The 17,448-nt window shown below is 26.6% G+C and carries 20 protein-coding genes; 6 read left to right on the top strand and 14 right to left on the bottom strand.

Annotation, left to right across the window (positions count from 1 at the left end):
- The first annotated feature begins 98 nt into the window (after nt 1-98).
- The 3 genes from MPF13_RS01840 to MPF13_RS01830 are packed head-to-tail and all read left to right on the top strand — an operon-like array spanning nt 99 to nt 874.
- Complete coding sequence (locus MPF13_RS01840) at nt 99-314, top strand: single-stranded DNA-binding protein (RefSeq protein WP_284041122.1); 216 nt, start codon at nt 99-101, stop codon at nt 312-314.
- Nucleotides 307-552, top strand: coding sequence for a helix-turn-helix domain-containing protein (locus tag MPF13_RS01835; RefSeq protein ID WP_249980609.1), 246 nt, complete (start codon nt 307-309; stop codon nt 550-552). The genes MPF13_RS01840 and MPF13_RS01835 overlap by 8 nt, the downstream gene beginning before the upstream one ends.
- Nucleotides 539-874 (top strand): single-stranded DNA-binding protein, encoded by a 336-nt coding sequence (locus MPF13_RS01830; protein ID WP_249980608.1) that lies wholly within the window; start codon nt 539-541, stop codon nt 872-874. Before MPF13_RS01835 ends, MPF13_RS01830 begins: the two co-directional genes overlap by 14 nt.
- A 41-nt stretch (nt 875-915) precedes the next feature.
- Here the strand turns inward: MPF13_RS01830 and MPF13_RS01825 are convergent, their stop codons facing one another.
- The 14 genes from MPF13_RS01825 to MPF13_RS01760 all read right to left on the bottom strand — a co-directional run bounded on the left by MPF13_RS01825 (nt 916) and on the right by MPF13_RS01760 (nt 12,361).
- Nucleotides 916-2,208 carry an HlyD family secretion protein gene (locus MPF13_RS01825; protein ID WP_249980607.1) on the bottom strand — a complete coding sequence of 431 codons (1,293 nt, stop codon included), beginning with the start codon at nt 2,206-2,208 and terminating at the stop codon, nt 916-918.
- 1 nt (nt 2,209) lies between these two features.
- Nucleotides 2,210-4,441, bottom strand: a complete 2,232-nt coding sequence (locus tag MPF13_RS01820; protein ID WP_249980606.1) for a peptidase domain-containing ABC transporter — start codon at nt 4,439-4,441, stop codon at nt 2,210-2,212.
- A 40-nt stretch (nt 4,442-4,481) separates the two neighbouring features.
- Nucleotides 4,482-6,644 carry a peptidase domain-containing ABC transporter gene (locus MPF13_RS01815; protein WP_249980605.1) on the bottom strand — a complete coding sequence of 721 codons (2,163 nt, stop codon included), beginning with the start codon at nt 6,642-6,644 and terminating at the stop codon, nt 4,482-4,484.
- 66 nt (nt 6,645-6,710) lie between these two features.
- Nucleotides 6,711-7,010, bottom strand: a complete 300-nt coding sequence (locus tag MPF13_RS01810; protein ID WP_249980604.1) for a type II toxin-antitoxin system RelE/ParE family toxin — start codon at nt 7,008-7,010, stop codon at nt 6,711-6,713.
- Nucleotides 7,003-7,329: a hypothetical protein gene (locus MPF13_RS01805; RefSeq protein WP_249980603.1), complete on the bottom strand. Its 327-nt coding sequence runs from the start codon at nt 7,327-7,329 to the stop codon at nt 7,003-7,005. Before MPF13_RS01805 ends, MPF13_RS01810 begins: the two co-directional genes overlap by 8 nt.
- A 70-nt stretch (nt 7,330-7,399) precedes the next feature.
- Nucleotides 7,400-7,837: a cysteine peptidase family C39 domain-containing protein gene (locus MPF13_RS01800; protein WP_349666015.1), complete on the bottom strand. Its 438-nt coding sequence runs from the start codon at nt 7,835-7,837 to the stop codon at nt 7,400-7,402.
- 33 nt (nt 7,838-7,870) lie between these two features.
- Nucleotides 7,871-8,248, bottom strand: a complete 378-nt coding sequence (locus MPF13_RS01795) for a hypothetical protein (RefSeq protein WP_249980602.1) — start codon at nt 8,246-8,248, stop codon at nt 7,871-7,873.
- Nucleotides 8,249-8,305: 57 nt separating this feature from the next.
- Nucleotides 8,306-8,503, bottom strand: a complete 198-nt coding sequence (locus MPF13_RS01790) for a hypothetical protein (RefSeq protein ID WP_249980601.1) — start codon at nt 8,501-8,503, stop codon at nt 8,306-8,308.
- A 20-nt stretch (nt 8,504-8,523) separates the two neighbouring features.
- Complete coding sequence (locus MPF13_RS01785; RefSeq protein WP_249980600.1) at nt 8,524-8,721, bottom strand: hypothetical protein; 198 nt, start codon at nt 8,719-8,721, stop codon at nt 8,524-8,526.
- Between the two features lie 295 nt (nt 8,722-9,016).
- A complete protein-coding gene (locus MPF13_RS01780; protein ID WP_249980599.1) occupies nt 9,017-10,129 on the bottom strand; it encodes a hypothetical protein in 1,113 nt (370 codons plus the stop codon).
- 217 nt (nt 10,130-10,346) lie between these two features.
- Nucleotides 10,347-10,484: a hypothetical protein gene (locus MPF13_RS01775; RefSeq protein WP_249980598.1), complete on the bottom strand. Its 138-nt coding sequence runs from the start codon at nt 10,482-10,484 to the stop codon at nt 10,347-10,349.
- Between the two features lie 10 nt (nt 10,485-10,494).
- Nucleotides 10,495-10,650, bottom strand: a complete 156-nt coding sequence (locus MPF13_RS01770; protein WP_249980597.1) for a hypothetical protein — start codon at nt 10,648-10,650, stop codon at nt 10,495-10,497.
- Between the two features lie 177 nt (nt 10,651-10,827).
- The gene (locus MPF13_RS01765; RefSeq protein WP_249980596.1) at nt 10,828-11,145 is read right to left on the bottom strand and encodes a DNA-binding protein; all 318 of its coding nucleotides are present in this window, start codon (nt 11,143-11,145) and stop codon (nt 10,828-10,830) included.
- A gap of 55 nt (nt 11,146-11,200) precedes the next feature.
- Nucleotides 11,201-12,361: an HlyD family secretion protein gene (locus tag MPF13_RS01760; RefSeq protein ID WP_249980595.1), complete on the bottom strand. Its 1,161-nt coding sequence runs from the start codon at nt 12,359-12,361 to the stop codon at nt 11,201-11,203.
- 285 nt (nt 12,362-12,646) lie between these two features.
- Between MPF13_RS01760 and MPF13_RS01755 the strand changes: the two genes are divergently transcribed.
- Genes MPF13_RS01755 through MPF13_RS01745 form a run of 3 tightly spaced genes read left to right on the top strand, consistent with a single transcriptional unit; the run spans nt 12,647 to nt 17,355 of the window.
- Nucleotides 12,647-14,869 carry a lantibiotic dehydratase family protein gene (locus MPF13_RS01755; RefSeq protein ID WP_249980594.1) on the top strand — a complete coding sequence of 741 codons (2,223 nt, stop codon included), beginning with the start codon at nt 12,647-12,649 and terminating at the stop codon, nt 14,867-14,869.
- Nucleotides 14,862-15,701: a thiopeptide-type bacteriocin biosynthesis protein gene (locus MPF13_RS01750; RefSeq protein ID WP_249980593.1), complete on the top strand. Its 840-nt coding sequence runs from the start codon at nt 14,862-14,864 to the stop codon at nt 15,699-15,701. The genes MPF13_RS01755 and MPF13_RS01750 overlap by 8 nt, the downstream gene beginning before the upstream one ends.
- Nucleotides 15,688-17,355 carry a helix-turn-helix domain-containing protein gene (locus MPF13_RS01745; protein ID WP_249980592.1) on the top strand — a complete coding sequence of 556 codons (1,668 nt, stop codon included), beginning with the start codon at nt 15,688-15,690 and terminating at the stop codon, nt 17,353-17,355. Before MPF13_RS01750 ends, MPF13_RS01745 begins: the two co-directional genes overlap by 14 nt.
- The last annotated feature ends 93 nt before the right edge of the window (nt 17,356-17,448 follow it).

The following is a 17,448-nucleotide window of genomic DNA, read 5'->3' as shown; positions in this document are numbered from 1 at the left end:
GTAATTGCTTTGTAACCGAATAAAACTGCATTGGTGTTGCAACTTTGCAGAGTCAAAACGAATTGACATAAACAAAATAATAATTTAAAACTTATCTTATGAGTACGTTAAGAAACAAAGTACAGTTAATTGGAAATTTAGGAAACAACCCAGAAATTATCACTTTAGATAGTGGTAAAAAATTAGCGAAATTTTCTATTGCTACAAATGAAAGTTATAAAAATGCACAAGGAGAAAAGGTAACAGACACACAATGGCACCACGTCGTTGACCATTTGCGAAATTCGACTTTCTGCTCCAAAGCCCATGCCTAGTGGGTATAACATAAATCCAGTTACATTAGGAGACTACCTAAAACAATATAGATTAGAAAACGGATATACAACTTTTGAACTCTCATTGGAGCTTGATGTTTACCAAACCACCATCTATAAATGGGAAAACAACGAATCAAATCCGAAAGGAAAAAACTTACATAAAATCATAGAATTTATGGGTTATGACCCAAGAATTCACAAACCATTAAATACAAAATATTATGAACTCAATTAGAAACAAAGTACAATTAATAGGAAATTTAGGAAACAATCCTGAAATTATAAACTTAGAATCAGGAAAGAAATTAGCAAAGTTTTCATTGGCAACAAATGAGAGCTATACAAATGCATCAGGTCAAAAGATTGATAAAGTTGAATGGCATAATCTAATTGCCTGGGGTAAGACTTGTGACATCATAGAAAAATACTTAACCAAAGGTAAAGAGGTTGCCATTGAAGGGAAACTAACTTCTCGTTCTTATGAAACCAAAGAAGGTGAAAAAAGATATGTTACTGAAGTTGTTGTGAATGAACTTTTGATGTTGGGGAATAAGTAATTAATATTCTAAAACAACACGTTACTTATTATAATTAAAAATTAACGTGTTGTTATTTTACTAAACTGATAAAAGAAACGTTGAATTAATCTTAAATCTTCTGTTATAACTTCAGCAGTTCCTCTCATTTCTTGCTTAAACTCTATTTCTTTATTGTAAGAAGTAATTAATTTAGTTGGTAAAGAAACATCAATAGTATAAAAACCATCTTTGTTTGATATTTCTGAAATATTTCTTACTTCCCCTTTTAAAACTCCAAATTCGTAATCAGGGTAATTTTGAAGTTTAATATTTACCATTTGTCCTATTCTAACTTTCCCTAAATTTTGAGCAGGAGTTTTTAATTTAGCAATAAAAGAAGAACTTTTTTTTGGAATAATTGTAAAAACTAAATCTCCCTGAGAAACAGTTTGATTTTGACTCCAATAATTTAAAAAAGAAACTTTACCATCCATTTTAGAACTTAATACATATTGCATTTCCCAATCTTTGATTGATTTCTTCAATTGGTTAAAAGATTGAATTGTATTTTTAAGTAAAGTCATTTCTTCTCTAATACGAGAGATTTCTGTTCCTTTTGATGTTTTTTTACTATTAGAAATAGATTCTCTAATTTGAGAAATAGAAACGGTAATATTTTTATAATTACGCTCTGCTTGTAAATATTCTAATTGTTTAATCTCATATTCCTTTTCAGAAATTACGCCTTTATCAAATAATGATTTACTTCTTTCTAAATCTTTTTGGTTAAATTCTAATTCTCTCTTATTTAGTGTTTTTTGAGATTGCATATTTATCAATCTTCTATTTAATTCTGAAGTTGTAATTTTATTTGCGATTGCTTCATTAGAAAATGGATCTAGCTCTTTATTTAAAATATAATTGATATAATTATTTTCAAATAAATCATAACTAGATTCAATATCTCCTAAAAATAATATAGGTATTTTATTAATTGGAAAACTAAAGTTTTCTTTTTGAACTTTAATAGTATCTATTATAGATTTTAAAAAGAAAACATCTTTGTAATTAGCAGTATTCTCAATAATGGCTAAAGGTTGATTATCAAATACTATTTGAGTATCTTTAACAAAAAGTGTATCAATTTTACCTGTAGTTCTTGCAAACTCTTTTTGAGGAGGTATTTTTGTAGTGATTATAGCATCAGAAGTAATAACATCTGGGTATTTTACGAACCAAGATAGAAGTAAAAGCATTACAATAAGTAGCAGAAAAAGAGTATTACCCCAACGAATCATCCAATTAGGAACTCTTGAAAGAATTTCTTGAACCTCTTCACTTCTTAATTCTATATCTTCTATTTTGTTTGACATTTTACTTACCTAACTCTAATTGATTTTTTACTAAATGATAATAATTTCCTTTTTTCTCAATTAGTGATTGATGATTACCTACTTCTACTATTTTACCTTTATCTAAGACCACAATTTGATCTGCATTTTTTACTGTACTTAATCGATGAGCAACTACCAAAACCGTTTTATTCTCAAAAAAAGTATGTAGTTTTTCCATAATTACTTTTTCATTATTGGCATCTAGAGCACTTGTAGCTTCATCAAAAAATAAGTAATTTGGGTTTTTATAGACTGCTCTTGCAATTAATAAACGTTGTTTTTGACCAGTACTTAAACCAACACCTTCCATTCCTATTTTTGTATTATAAGATAGTGGTAAGTTTTCTATAAATTCTTGAATATTTGCAACATCTACTGCATGAGCCAATTTTTGTTTATCTACATAATCTTCGCCAACGGCTATGTTGTTAGCAATAGTATCACTAAAAATATAGCCTTCTTGCATTACAACACCACAGTTGTCTCTCCAAGTTTTTTGTGAAATAGAATTTAAATTATGATGCCCTAATTGTAATTCTCCTGAATTAGGCTCATAGAATTTTAATAACATCTTCATTAATGTTGTCTTTCCACTTCCACTTACACCAACAATCGCAGTAATTTTATTTGCAGGAATTTCTAAATCTAACTCTTTTAATACCAATTGATCAGAACCAATATATCTGAAAGAAACTTTATTTAAATAGATATTAGAGCTTTTAGGGATTTCAGAAATATGCTCTTCATTTTCAGGTTCTTCATCTTCTTTATCATGTATTTCAGATAAGCGCTCTAAGGAGATTTTAGCATCTTGTAATTCTCTAATAAAACCTATTAATTGAGCAATGGGAGAATTTAATTGACCAACAATATAAGTAATAGCTAACATCATCCCTAAAGTAATGTCTCCATCAATAACTAATTTTGCTGATAGAACAGTAATCAAAATGTTTTTAAGTTCATTTATAAAACCAGAACCTACGTTTTGATATTGATCTAAAGCCAATCCCTCTATAGAAATTTTAAATAAACGAGCTTGTAAATATTCCCAAGACCAACGTTTTTGCTTTTCTGCATTGTGTAATTTAATTTCTTGCATTCCATTAACCAATTCAATTACCTTGGATTGTTCTTGACTTACTTGAGAGAACCTTTTGTAATCTAAATCTCTTCGTTTTTTTAAAAAAATAGTGATCCATAAAAAGTAAAAAACACTACCTATTATAAAAATGCCGAAAATTTGCCAATTATAATAGGCAAGTACTAAACTAAAAATAATAAGATTCATTAAAGAAAACAGAACGTTTAAAGAAGAAGTTGTTAAAATGCGTTCTATTCTTTTATGGTCATTAATACGTTGTAGAATATCTCCTGTCATTCGCGTATCAAAAAACGAAATAGGCAAACTCATAAGCTTTATAAAAAAGTCTGATACTAAAGATATATTAATCCTTGCGCTTAAGTGTAGCAATATCCAACCTCTAATTACTTGAACTGCTGTTTTTCCTAAAAATAAAGCCAATTGCGCAAAAAGAATTAAGTATATAAAATGAATATCTTGATTATTAATACCAACATCTACAATACTTTGTGTTAAAAATGGAAAAATGAGTTGTAATAAACTTCCTGCAAGTAAACCAATAACTAACTGAATCAGCAATTTCTTATAGCGAAAAAGGTATTTAAACAAAAAAGAAAAACCTAAAGATTTTTCTTCTATATCAAATTTTGAATCGTAAAATTTTGGTGTAGGTTCTAGCAATAAAGTAACGCCTTCTTCTGTAGTTTCATTTGCATTGTTTCCAATCCAATTTTTTATAAAATCTTCCTGAGTATATTTTAACAAACCATGTGCAGGGTCGCTAACAAAAAATGTCGCATACTTTTTTTGGTTTCTTCCTTTTGGGAAGACGGAAGATGGGCTTTTTATTTTATACAGAACTACATAATGCCTCTTATTCCAATGTAAAATACAAGGCAAAGGAGCCTCTTCTAGTTTTTCTAAAGAAATTTTTACTCCTAAACTTTTAAAACCTATTTTTTCTGCAGCTTCACTTAAACCTAATAAACTACTACCTGATCTTGTAGTTTCTGTTAATTTTCTTAATACTTGAACAGAGATTAACTTACCAAAATGTTTGGCAGTTATTTTTAAACATGTGGGGCCACAATCTTTTTTATCGGATTGTTTATAGTGTGGAAACTTTTTCAAAAAGAAAATTTTACAATAATTAGGAACAAATTTAACTTTTTTATTCTAAGTCTAATTGCGGCATCTGTTGTTGCCATAAATTATAATATTTTCCTTTTTTAGAATACAATTCTTTATGGTTTCCTTGTTCTAAAACTTCTCCTTTTTGTAGAACCACAATTTCATCTGCATTAATTACGGTACTTAATCTATGAGCTATAATGATAATCGTTTTATTGTCTTGTCGTAACCTTTCTACTGCTTTTTGAATATAATTTTCTGAAGTAGAATCTAAAGAAGAAGTGGCTTCGTCTAAAACTAATACTTCTGGTTGTTTATATAAGGCTCTTGCAATAGCAATTCGTTGTTTTTGACCTCCAGAAAGTGTTGCTCCATTTTCTCCTAAATAGGTGTTAAAACCGTTTGGTAAACTTTCTATAAATTCCAATATACCAATCGACTTACAGATATCAATAATCAATTCCATATTCGGAGCAAAATCTCCAACAGCAATATTGTCGATTACATTTCCGGCAAACAAATCTATTTTTTGTGGTACAACACTTACCAAATCTCTTAAACTTTCATGTTGAATATATTTTAAGTCTAAATCACCAATGGTAATGCCTCCTTTTTGGATAGGATATAAGTTTTGTAGTAATGAGATTAAAGTAGATTTACCTGAACCACTTTCGCCAACAATTGCAGTAATATTTCCTTTTTTTATTTTTAAGTTAAAATCTATAAAAACCTGTACTCTTGTGCCATATCTAAAAGCTACATTTTTAAACTCAATATCATCTATTTTTTCTTTTTTTAAAACTACTTTTTCAGTGTTCTCTTCTCTTTCTAAATCCATAATTTCAAACAAACGGTCTGCTGCAATCAAAGCATTTTGTATTTGTTTATTTGCGCCAATTAAACTTGCAACAGGATTCATAAAATAGCCGATAATTGCATAAAAAGACAATAATTCTCCTGGTGTAATTTCTCTTTCTATTACAAAATAAGAACCCGACCAAAGTAAAATAATAGTAAATAACTGTGCTATAAATGTTGTTGAAGTACCTGAAAAAATAGAGTTTAAAGCAGATTTATAACCAATATGTAATAAGTTGATAAAACGTGTTTCAGTTTTTATGTTTGCAAAACTTTCTAAACCAAAACGTTTTATAGTTCCTACCGAATTTAAAGATTCTACTAACTGGCTTTCTAATTCTGCTGAACTCTCCATTATTTTACGTTCTGTTTTCTTGTTAAGTTTGTTTATAATTATATAAACCACCAAATACAAAGGAATAACCAATAACATAATTAAAGCCAATTTCCAGTAATACAGAAACATAATACCAAAAGAGAAAAACAAAATAAGTATGTTTACTGTTAAACTTAATGATACATCATTAATAAATGCTCTAATTTTAACAGCATCATTTATACGAGAAATTATTTCTCCTACACGCATTGTATCAAAAAACTGTTGTGGTAATTTTAATAAATGTTTGTAATAGCCTAGAATTAAACGAGCGTCTATTTGTTGCCCACTTTTAATAAGAAACTTGTCCTTAAAAACACCTATTACAATTTGTAATACCAATAATAGCAACATTATTACACTTAATAAGTTTAACAGTTTTGTATTGCCACCAACTAAAACATAATCTGTTATCTTTTGTATATAAATGGATGTTGAAAACCCTAATAAGGTATAAATTACTGCACCAATTAAAGCTTGTAATAAAACAAATTTATGCGGTTTTAATAAAAACCAAAAACGTTTTAAAACAGATACTTTTTCATTGGTTGGTGTAAATTCTTCTTTTGGTAATCGCAACACTAAAACACCTGTCCATTCTTTTAAAAACTCTTTGTGTGTCTTTTTATGGATTTTCCCATCTCCAGGATCCATAATTTTTATATATTCTTTGGTTACTTCGTAAATAACTACATAATGATGCAATTGCTCTTTTACAATAATATGCGCAATTGCAGGTTTTGGTATTTTGAACAAACTGTCTAATTCGCCACGTACACCTTTGGCTTCGAAACCTAATTTTTCTGCGGCTTCAATTAAACCCAATACATTAGTTCCTTTTTTGTCTGTACCTGCATATTGTCTAATAAGAGAAATTGGGAGTTGTAAATTGTAGTGTGCAGCTATAGATGCTAAACACGCTGCGCCACAATCTGTAATGTCGTGTTGTTTTATGGTAATTTTTGCCATTATAAGAATTTCTTTTGGCAAAGAAAGGTTTTCTTACTGCAAATTTTTTGCAAGGAAAAAGAAAATTTACAACAATTCGTGCAACAAATTTGGATCTTGTAAATTATTGAAAAAGAGCAACAATTCTACGTTTTTAGATTTTATTTGATAATAAAGTGTTATCTGTTTTACAATTTCAATTTTATAAATGGTAGTATCTTTACTCCATTTTTGAAAAGTTTGCGGACTAATTTTTAATATGTCTATAACGTCTGCTACTTTTTTAATAAAGTTTATCACTTCTTTTTTTGTCCAGCGTTCTTCTAGAAAATCTATATTTTGTTGGTAGGTTGCTGTTGCTAAAGGAGATGCATAAATGCTAAACATTATACATTTGTTTAGAGTTTTCCAGTACTTCTTCAAAATTTATTGCCTTACCTTCTTTAAGTTGCTCTTTAGATTTTTCAATTAATTTACCAATTAAATGGTCCTTAAATTCTTGGTATTGCTCTGGGTATAAATGCTGACTGAGTAATTTTACTTCTTGAGTAGTAAAGCGTTTTTCGCGCATTTTTTTATAAAAAAAGCTATCTTTTATATTAAGTAATTTTAAAAAATAAACTGTTTTAAAATCACTTTTTTTAATATCTTTTATAAGTTGTGTTATTATAGTGTCGTAATTATAAATAGTTTCTAAAGTATTCATATTTGTGAAGTATTTGCGTTACAAATATACCAAATTTACTTTATTTTCATAGGGACTAATATGAAATAACTTAACTTTTTTTATTACCAGTTGTAAATTTTACTTTTGGTAAAAGTAATACTAAAACAACTGTTGTTTCTTTTAAAAAGTCTTCATGTGTTTTTTTATGAATTTTCCCATCTCCTGGATCCATAATTTTAATGAAATCTTTGGTAACTTCATAAATAACTACATAATGATGTAACTGTTTTTTTGCAATTATATGAGCAGTAGCAGGTTTTGGTATTTTAAACAAACTATCTAATTCGCCACGTACACCTTTAGCCTCAAAACCTAATTTTTCTGCGGCTTCTATAAGCCCTATAACATTTGTTCCTTTTTTATCCGTACCTGCATATTGTCTAATACGTGCAATGGGTAGTTGTAAATTGTAGTGCGCAGATATAGAAGCTAAACAAGCTGCTCCATAATCTGTAATATCGTGTTGTTTGATAGTGATTTTTGCCATTTAATGAATTTATTATGGCAAAGAAAGGTTTGTTTACTGTAATTTGTTTGCAGTGTCTAATAACTTCCTATCTATTTTTTCACAAACAAAATAACAAAGAACTGCCGCAATCAAAGAAGCAATAACATCGAGATTATCAATAGTTGCTCCTCTATAAATTTTAGTTTGAATAAAAAATTCATATAATATAAGACCAAAAAATGTAAAAAAACATAATTGTAAATTTTTATGATTCTTTTTTTGGCTTTTTTTTAAAAAAACAAAAAGAAATACGGTGAAAAAATTAGGTGATGTATCAGCAATATAAAAATCAAAAAAATTATTTGAATATATATAGTTCCTATAAGGGAGCCTAAAAAAAAGAAACAAAGCAATAGCTATAAGAAATAGAATAAAATACTTTTTTTTCATATTTATTAATAAGTTCAGATAATTATTTAAATAATAATTACCTGAACTTTAAATTTATTAATGAGTTGAATAATATTCCTTTGCTTTATCACTATATCCACTATGTGGATCTCCAAAGCTCCAATCTGTACTCCTTATTGTACAAACGATAGAGCCTATTGAGTCTATTAACCAATTTCCAAAACTGCTTCCACCCCCACCATTTATTATAGTAGCTTCAATTTTATTTAACTCTTTTACATTGTATTTTTTCATAATTATTTATAATTTTAAATTTATTCGCAGTTCATTGCTTTTTCCAACCTATCAGAATAATAATCGAAATTTAATATTAAATCTCCTGCGGCAGAATAACAGGCTACTTCAACTAATAATGCTGCTCCGTAAATCAAAAAAGGTAAAATACCTCCATCTGTCTCTCTAATCTCTTTAACGCTCAACTCTTGAACACCAAAATTTTGTAAATTTTTCATAAAATTACGTTTTTTAAATTATTAATTTATTTTTTGGTTGTAAAAGTTTTGTTTCTTTTCTTATAATGAGATTCCTGCCTGCGCAGGAACTACAGATTAAGAACTTTTTACAAACCGTATCAAAATACTATAATGTGCACCTAATAATAATTTGATGATTCAAATATAAATTGGTTCACTGCAACTAACTTGCAATGTGCAATTTTGTTTGTAAAAAATAACTACCATCAAACATTGAGGTTAGATTGATGTTTTTAAGTTAAAAAATTATTTTTGTTACAAACATACTTAAGAATTAGTATGAAATAGAAAGCCCAAATCGAAGCCCAAAGTCACTTTCTAAAGAAGCAAACTCAGGTAAAAATCCATCTGTTTTATAAAAAATTTCGGTAAATAGCCCTATACCTTTTATAAAGTTACCTTTATTTTGATAAGTAAAATGATTTAATTTTAAATATATATTACCACCCAATTTATTATTAGTAGTTGTAAAAGATAAATTATCTGGTTGATTCCAAATATCTAACCCAAAACTTGTAGCCACTTTTTTAGACCATTTATAGTTATGAAGTTTAACACCACTTGCGAGAAAGGTTTTATCTCTGTTCATAAATTCTCTTATGTAAAAAATTATCTTATATTTATTCTTATAGAATAGATAAAAGTTTTGCTCAAAATAATCTCCAAAAGGAGATAAAGAATGACCTATTGAAAAATTTCCTTTTAAATCAGGATATATATCAAAACTACTTTTTCCCAAAAGTATAGGTGATAATAAGTTTGTAAAAGATTTAAAAGCTAAACCTTTTGCATATTTTTTCTCAATGTTCGTTAGGTCATCAAATTGCGTATACCTGTAAAAAGGCATATTTGGTCTATGTAAATAACGAACAAAACCCCATATATCGTGACCAACAATATCTCTTTTCAATTCGTTATCCTCCTCTTTTATATTTGGTGATAAACTTGGAATAAGCGTTGTTAAATGATAGCTTATTATTCCAAATTTTCTTAAAAGATATTCTTCTTTTAAAACTTTATAGGATTCTTCTTCAAAGACAATCAATTCTTCAATTCTATTAGCAATCATATAATCAGATTCTAAACCTGCAGAATGTAAGCGAGCAAAATTTGGTAAATCTGTATTTCTTAATTTAATCAGTTCATTATCTCTAACTCCTTTTACGTATGCAGCACCTTTACTATTAAAAAAAGGTTGACTTATACTTCCTATTCCTTTATGTGTTAAAACAGAACGATGACCTTCTTCGTGAGTGAAGGGTAGACCAAATAAGGAAATAGATGAAAGCTTAACAATCATATTAATTTTTTTATTCGGAATTAATTCATCTAATGTTCTAGAAAATATTCTATAGCTAGACAAGTAGTTTTTACTAAACTGATTCATTGTTGAAGATTCTGAACCATCGTAAATTGTAAACTCGTATATTTTTTGTTGAGAATGAGTATTTGATAAGTAAAGGAGAAGGATAAAACAAATATTAAACTTCGTTTTTAGATTCTTTGTAATAACTTTAAACATAATAATTTGATTTAAAAACAGTAAATTAGAATATTTTTTAAATTAAAAGAGATGGATTTTTCCCACCTCTTTTAATTAATCTTTAATCAGCTATTATTCCTACAACAATACCAATTAAAAACCCAATTCCTAAAAGACCGAGGAAAGTTAATCCGCCTTCTATAGATTTTTTTTCTTCTATTGTCAATTCCGTTACATTTAAATCGTTTAAATTTTTCATAAAAAATATTTTAAAATAAGCTTTTTAACCATTTACCGACCTGAATTCCTATACCAAATGCTGCAATAACTAATAATGCAGTTAATTTTAAGTCTAAACCTCCGTTTGTTTCCCTAATTTCTTGACTATTCAACTCAAGAACACCAAAATTTTCTAAATTTGTCATAAATTTACGTTTTTTAAAAATTATTAATTTATTTTTTGGTTGTAAAAGTTTTGTTTCTTTTATTATAATGAGATTCCTACCTGCGCAGGAATGACAGATTAAGAACTTTTTACAAACCGTATCAAAATGTTACTATATGCATCTAATAATGTTTTGATAATTTAAATATAAAGTCACTCACTGCAAATAACTTGCAATGTGCAATTTTGTTTGTAAAAAATAACTCCCTCCGAAAATTTGGGTTACTTCATTGTTTGTTAATACATTTACAGAAATAGATACTTGTAGATCAAAGTCTTCACAGTAATAATAGGTTTTTCTACTTCTGCTGTAGCAAATATTTGCATTATAGTCTTTTAACTGCTCTAGTAATAAATGTACTGAGCGTTCGCTAATTTGCAATAAATTAGACAACTCTCTTGGTGAACCTGTATTTTCGATAGCAATTAAATTATGGATTTGTTGTAAGCGTTCTAATGTTTTTAGGTTTTTCATAGATTTTACATTTGTTATTCAAGAGATTCATGCTTTCGCAGGAATGACAATAAAATTAGTTTTTAGCAATTTGTGTAGAAGGATTTACCCAATCGTCTACTTTGTCATACAATAAATCAAATAGTGTTCGTTTTGTTAATTCAAATCGAGCATTTACTAGCATACCCTTTTTAAAATCACCTTTAAATCCATTTTTTAACTGTAGAAAATCTTGGTTTAGTGTACATAAAACTTTAAACATTGGCGTATTATTAACCATTTGTACATCGTTGCCAATTTCTTCGATTTTTCCATTAGCTAAGCCCCATTGATTATAATTAAAAGCACTAACTTGAAAATTTACTTTGTTTTCCTTTTTTAACAAACCAATATCTGCTGGACTTATATAACATTCTACAATCAAATCTGATTTGGGTGAAATTTCTGCTAATTGAATGCCATTTTGTACGAAGCTTCCTTTTTCAATACCTTTTACATTTAATAAAGTTCCTGAAACAGGAGCTTTAATAACAGATAAGTTATTCGTTTCTTCTAATTGAACTTGATTGTTTTCTAATTCTTTTAATTGGTTTTGTTGATTCACTAATGCAGCTTGCCAACTACTATTTTGTTGTTTCTTATATTGATGAATAGCATTTAAAGATAAATCATATTCTAGTTTGCTATTATTTAGCTCTACTTTGGCTATTACTCCTTTATCAAATAGTTTTTGACTCCGATTGAAGTCCTCTTTTATTTTTTGAAAACGAGTATTTAATTCATTTAATTTTTGTTGATAGAAGTTAAACTCTTGTTTATATTTTAAAGATTGTAATTTATTTGAAATTCTTTTTTGACTAGATAATAGTTTTAAATCTTCTACAAATTTTTTGGTTTCACTTATTAAGCTTGTAGTTGTATGTATTTGTTGAGTAATTGCCAAATTATTTATTAGTAACAGGGTGTCTCCTTTACTTATTTGAAGATTGTTTTTAAGTTGATGAAAAATTACTTTTCCACTATTACTGCTTTCTAAAAGTATTCTTTCTTTGTCAGATCTAATAAGACCTTGAGAAGTATTGTATATAGTTACATAGATAAAAGGCAATGAAATTAATGCACTAATTAAGGTTAACAAAATAATGCTGTAAATAATTTTACTTTTATTAGTGTGTTTAAATTGATGTACCTCAACTGTGTTTTCTATAATTTCTTTTGGAAATATTTGTTTTGCCATTTAATTTGATTTAAAGTACCTCTTACTTATTTAATTTTAAAAATAAGTAAGAGGTTCTACTTTTAATAATTCATATACAATTCCCCCAAATATTGAAGACACTACAAATCAATGCAAGAAAATTACAGTAAACAAGAACTATAAGTCGGTATTCATAAATATAGACTCGTTTTTTATGAATTTACTGTAAAATATATAGTTATAAATAACTGAAATACAATGCTTTAAATTAATGTGTTAAAATTTTTATAGTTTATGTATATTTGTGTGTTAAAAAACAAGAATTTGCTAAGAAAAAGTTTAAAAACATATCAAATATTTAATAATTATTGTGTAAGAACTCCATTGTTTTCATTTAGTTATTATAAAAAATTTATTCAAAAGGATACATTAGATGATAATGATTTTAAAGAAATTCTTGGTAATGTCATTTTTAGAGAAGCTGTTTTTTTAGCATCACCAGAATTGTATGCTCAAATTATAAAGTGGGAAAAAGGTGCATTGTTGGATTCAAAAAAAATTGAGAAACTACAATTTTCACTTTTAAAATATATTACTCGAATTTCTACAAGATGTACCCCTTTTGGTTTATTTGCAACTTGTGGTGTTGGAGAATTTGGATTAGATACAAATATCCAATTAAATAAAACCAATAAATACAAAAGGCATACACGTTTTGATACTACTTTTCTAAATCAATTATTTCAAGAATTACTTAAAAAACCTATTATTAAAGAAAACGTGTTGTTTTACCCCAATACTAGTATTTATAAAATAGGCAATCATTATAGATATGTAGAGTATGTAATTGAGAATAAAAAAAGAACCTACTCGCTTGAGGGTTTAAAACATTCTGAATATTTAGAACTTATTTTAAATAAAGCTGTTGAGGGTAAAACTTTAAATGAATTATTATTAAATCTAATAAATGATGAAGTTACCAAACCTAAGGCTCTATATTTCGTAAAAGAATTGATAGACAATCAGATTTTGGTTTCAGAATTAGAATTAACGATAACTGGTGAGGATTATCTAGAAAAATTATTAAAAAGAATCGGACAAATCCCTGAAACTTCCTTTACATACGATAAGCTAAACGCTTTAAACATACAGTTATTAGAATTAGATAAAAAATTAGGTAACAACCTAAATACTTATACTTCTATAACCAACGATGCAAAAAGTTTAATACCAAATTTAAATAGTAAGTATTTATTTCAAACGGATACATTTTCATCTTTTAAAAACAATACTTTACAAAGAAGTATAAAAAAACAATTAAGTAAAGCATTAGTAATCTTAAATAAAATTACGCTACCTAATGCAAATGGTAATTTAGAACAATTTAAAAGAGATTTTTTAAGCCGTTTTGAAGATTCACAAGAACTTCCGTTAAATTTAGTTTTAGATTCAGAAACTGGTATAGGTTATGGTAGTAAAAAAGAAGATTCTAATGATTTATTAGATGATTTAATAATATCAAAAGTAAAAAAAAGATATCAATATGTTACTTGGTCTGATTTTGATACTATTCTACATCATAAATTAATATCATCCATTCAAGAAAACTCTTACACTATATATTTAGATGAGGGTGATTTTAAAAACTTACCAATTAACTGGAATGATTTAACAGACACATTTTCCTCAATTATTGAAATTTACAATATAGATAAAGAAGAAAAAATCTATATAAGTAATGCTGGAGGAGCAAGTGCAACCTATCTTTTGGGGAGATTTGGTTCTGGAAATGAAGAAATTTTAAGTCATATTAATGAAATAGTAGCTATAGAGAGTGCAATTAATAATGATAAAATTTTAGCTGAAATTGTTCATTTACCAGAAGCAAGATTAGGAAATATATTACACAGACCTGCATTTAGAGATTATGAAATACCTTATCTAGGAAAAGCAAGTGTTCCATTAGGAAATCAAATTCCAATAGAAGATATTTTAGTAACAGTAAAAAATGATATAATTATTTTAAAATCTAAAAAATTGGGAAAAGAAATATTACCAAGGTTAGGAAATGCACATAATTTTGGTTCAAACTCTTTACCTATTTATCATTTTCTTTGTGATCTACAAACACAAAATAAAAGAGAGGTTATTGGATTTGGGTGGAATCCAATTTTTAAGCAACATTCATTTTTACCTAGAGTGGAATTTAATAATATAATCTTTTCAAAAGCAAGATGGAAGGTTAATGTAAATGATTTTAAAAAGTTACTTGAAAACAATAATTTTGATATTTGGAAAAAGAAAAACAAAATACCTGATTTGGTTGAATTAGTTGAAGGTGATAACAAGTTATTAATCTATTTTAAAAATAAGTTTTGTTTATATATGCTATTAGATACCATAAAAAATCGAAAGGAGTTTATTCTAGAAGAGTTTTTATTCTCTGATGAGGGAATTACAAAAGAGGATAAAGGTCATTCTTATTGTAATCAATTTATTGTTTCTTTTTACAACAATGAAAAATTAATTGCAGCTGGTAATGATTAATGCTATAAATAGAACTTTTGTTATTGGGAGTAAATGGTTGTACTACAAAATATATTGTGGAGTAAAAACAGCAGATACCTTACTAGTTGAAATAATAAAACCGTTAACTAGACATTTGTTAGAAAAAGGGTTCATTGATAAATGGTTTTTTATAAGATATGCTGACCCAAAACCACATATAAGATTTCGATTAAAACTAATTGATATTGGAAAAATTGAAGAAGTTATTCAAATAATAAAAAATTTATTAGATCCTCATATAAATAGTTATGAGATTTGGGATGTTCAAATTTCAAGTTACAATAGAGAATTAGAAAGATATGGAGCAAATAGTATAGTTAATACAGAATTATTTTTCTATTATGATAGTTGTCAAATAATTTCTATTGTAGAAATGTCTCAAAATGATGAAATACGATTTTTAAATATGTTTCACTGGTTAGAACTTTTGATTTTTTCATTCCATCTTAAAAACGCAGAGGTTCTGACTTTTTTAGAAAAACTTCAAAAGCAATTTCAAAAGGAATTTGAAGTAAATAGAACAACAAGGAAACAGTTAAGTAATAAATATAGGAAGTTGGAATTTCAAATTCTTGATGAAGAGCATAAAAATTTTATCTACAAGAAAGATTTAGAAAAGATTGTGGAAAGGTTTTTGATACTGAATAAAGATAAAAAATTAGAAATTTCAGTAACTAATTTATTAGCTAGTTTCATACATATGAGTATTAACAGGTGTTTTCGATCAAAACAGCGTATGTATGAAATGATGCTTTATGATTTTTTGTATAGAAAGTACAAATCAATATATATAAGGTATGAAAATAAATAACTTTAAAAAGGACTTAATTATATTTTTAAGTTTTTTTTATTCTTTAGTTTATTACACTCAAAACGTTGATTCTTTAAAAATAAAATCAACAGATGAGTTATTCAATTTGTATGAAAACACTAAAAAAGCAGAAGATAAAATATTAATAATTAAAGCCTTTGTTAGAAAAGCAAAAGCTAATAATTCAAAAGATGAAATAATTGCTGGTTATTATGTACTTGCGGGTCTTTATAATAATACTAATGTTTTGAAATACAGTGATAGTATTATAAGTCTGACTTCAAACAAACCCACTAATTATCATCCAGCGTATGATTTTCTAACTAAAGCTTATTTTTTTCAAGATAGATATGATTACATAAACGCTATTGATAATTATTTAATTGTAAATGAGTATGCGAAAAAAACGAATAACTCTGAATTAACACTTTTAGCAAATTATAGTATTGGTTGTTTAAAAAGAAAAATAAAAGAATTTAGTGGAGCCTTAAAACTTTTAAAAGAAAATTTAAAATATGCTGTAAATGAAAATAATAGTGTTCATAAATTACTATCTCTTATTGAAATTTCAAATATTTATACAGAAACTAAAAATATAGATTCTTTAAAGTTTTATTCTGAACAAGGAAAAGAGTTATCATTAGTATTAAAAGATACAATATCCTATCATCATTTTTTAACAAATGAAGCAATTTCGAGCTATAATGAAGAAGATATTCAAGGATCAATAATAAAATTAGAAAAAGAAAAAGAATTTTTTGAAAGTAAAAAAGAAAACAAACTTTTGCTTTATCCTTATTTCTATTTGGCAAATGCAAATGCAATAGATGGCAATGAAAAGAAAGCTTTAGAATATTTTAAAAAAGTTGATTCTATTTATCAGTTGGAAAAAAGTATTTCGCCGTTTGTAAAAGATGCCTATTCTTTTTTAATTAATTATTATAAAAAATCAGAGGATCTAAAAAATCAATTGAAGTATGTTAATAGATTTATTGCTTTTGATAGTGTTGTTAATGTTAATAATTTATTTCTAAATAAGAGAATTTATAAGGAATATGATATACCTAAATTAAATGCAGAAAAAAAGAATATTATTGCAACAATGCAAATCAAAGAGCAGAAATCATTTATAATTTTAATCACTTTATGTATTGTCTTACTGTCAATCTCAATCATTTTAAGTTATCAATATAAGAAAAGAAAAATTTATAAGAGAAAAGTTGAAGCTATAATGGCTACTACTACTACTACTACTACTACTAATAATAATAATAATAATAAAGATATTAATATTCCTAAAGATATTGTTGATGAGGTTCTTAAAAAATTAGAAAAGTTTGAACAAGATAAAAAATATCTTTCAAAAAAGGTAACACTTAATTCTTTAGCAAAAGAAATAAATAGTAATACAAACTATCTTTCTAAAATTATTAATCATTATAAGGGGCTGTCATTTTCAAATTACTTAAATACTTTAAGGATTAATTTTATCGTCAGTGAATTGAAAGTAAATAGTCTTTATCGAAAATTCACAATCAAAGCTATAGCGGAAGAAGCAGGGTTTAATAATTCAGAATCATTCTCTAAAGCTTTTTATAAAATCACAAATGTAAAACCTTCATTTTTTATGAAACAATTAGAAGAAAATTATTAAAAATTACTCGATATTTATAAATGTCGAGTAATTTTTGATTTTTTGTGTAATTTAAATATCTAATATGTATTAAATTTCAAAAAATTAAAATCT

The sequence above is a fragment of the Polaribacter sp. Z022 genome (assembly GCF_023555495.1).
In the GTDB taxonomy this organism is placed as follows: Bacteria; Bacteroidota; Bacteroidia; order Flavobacteriales; family Flavobacteriaceae; genus Polaribacter.
This window is presented reverse-complemented; position numbering and strand designations above follow the sequence as displayed.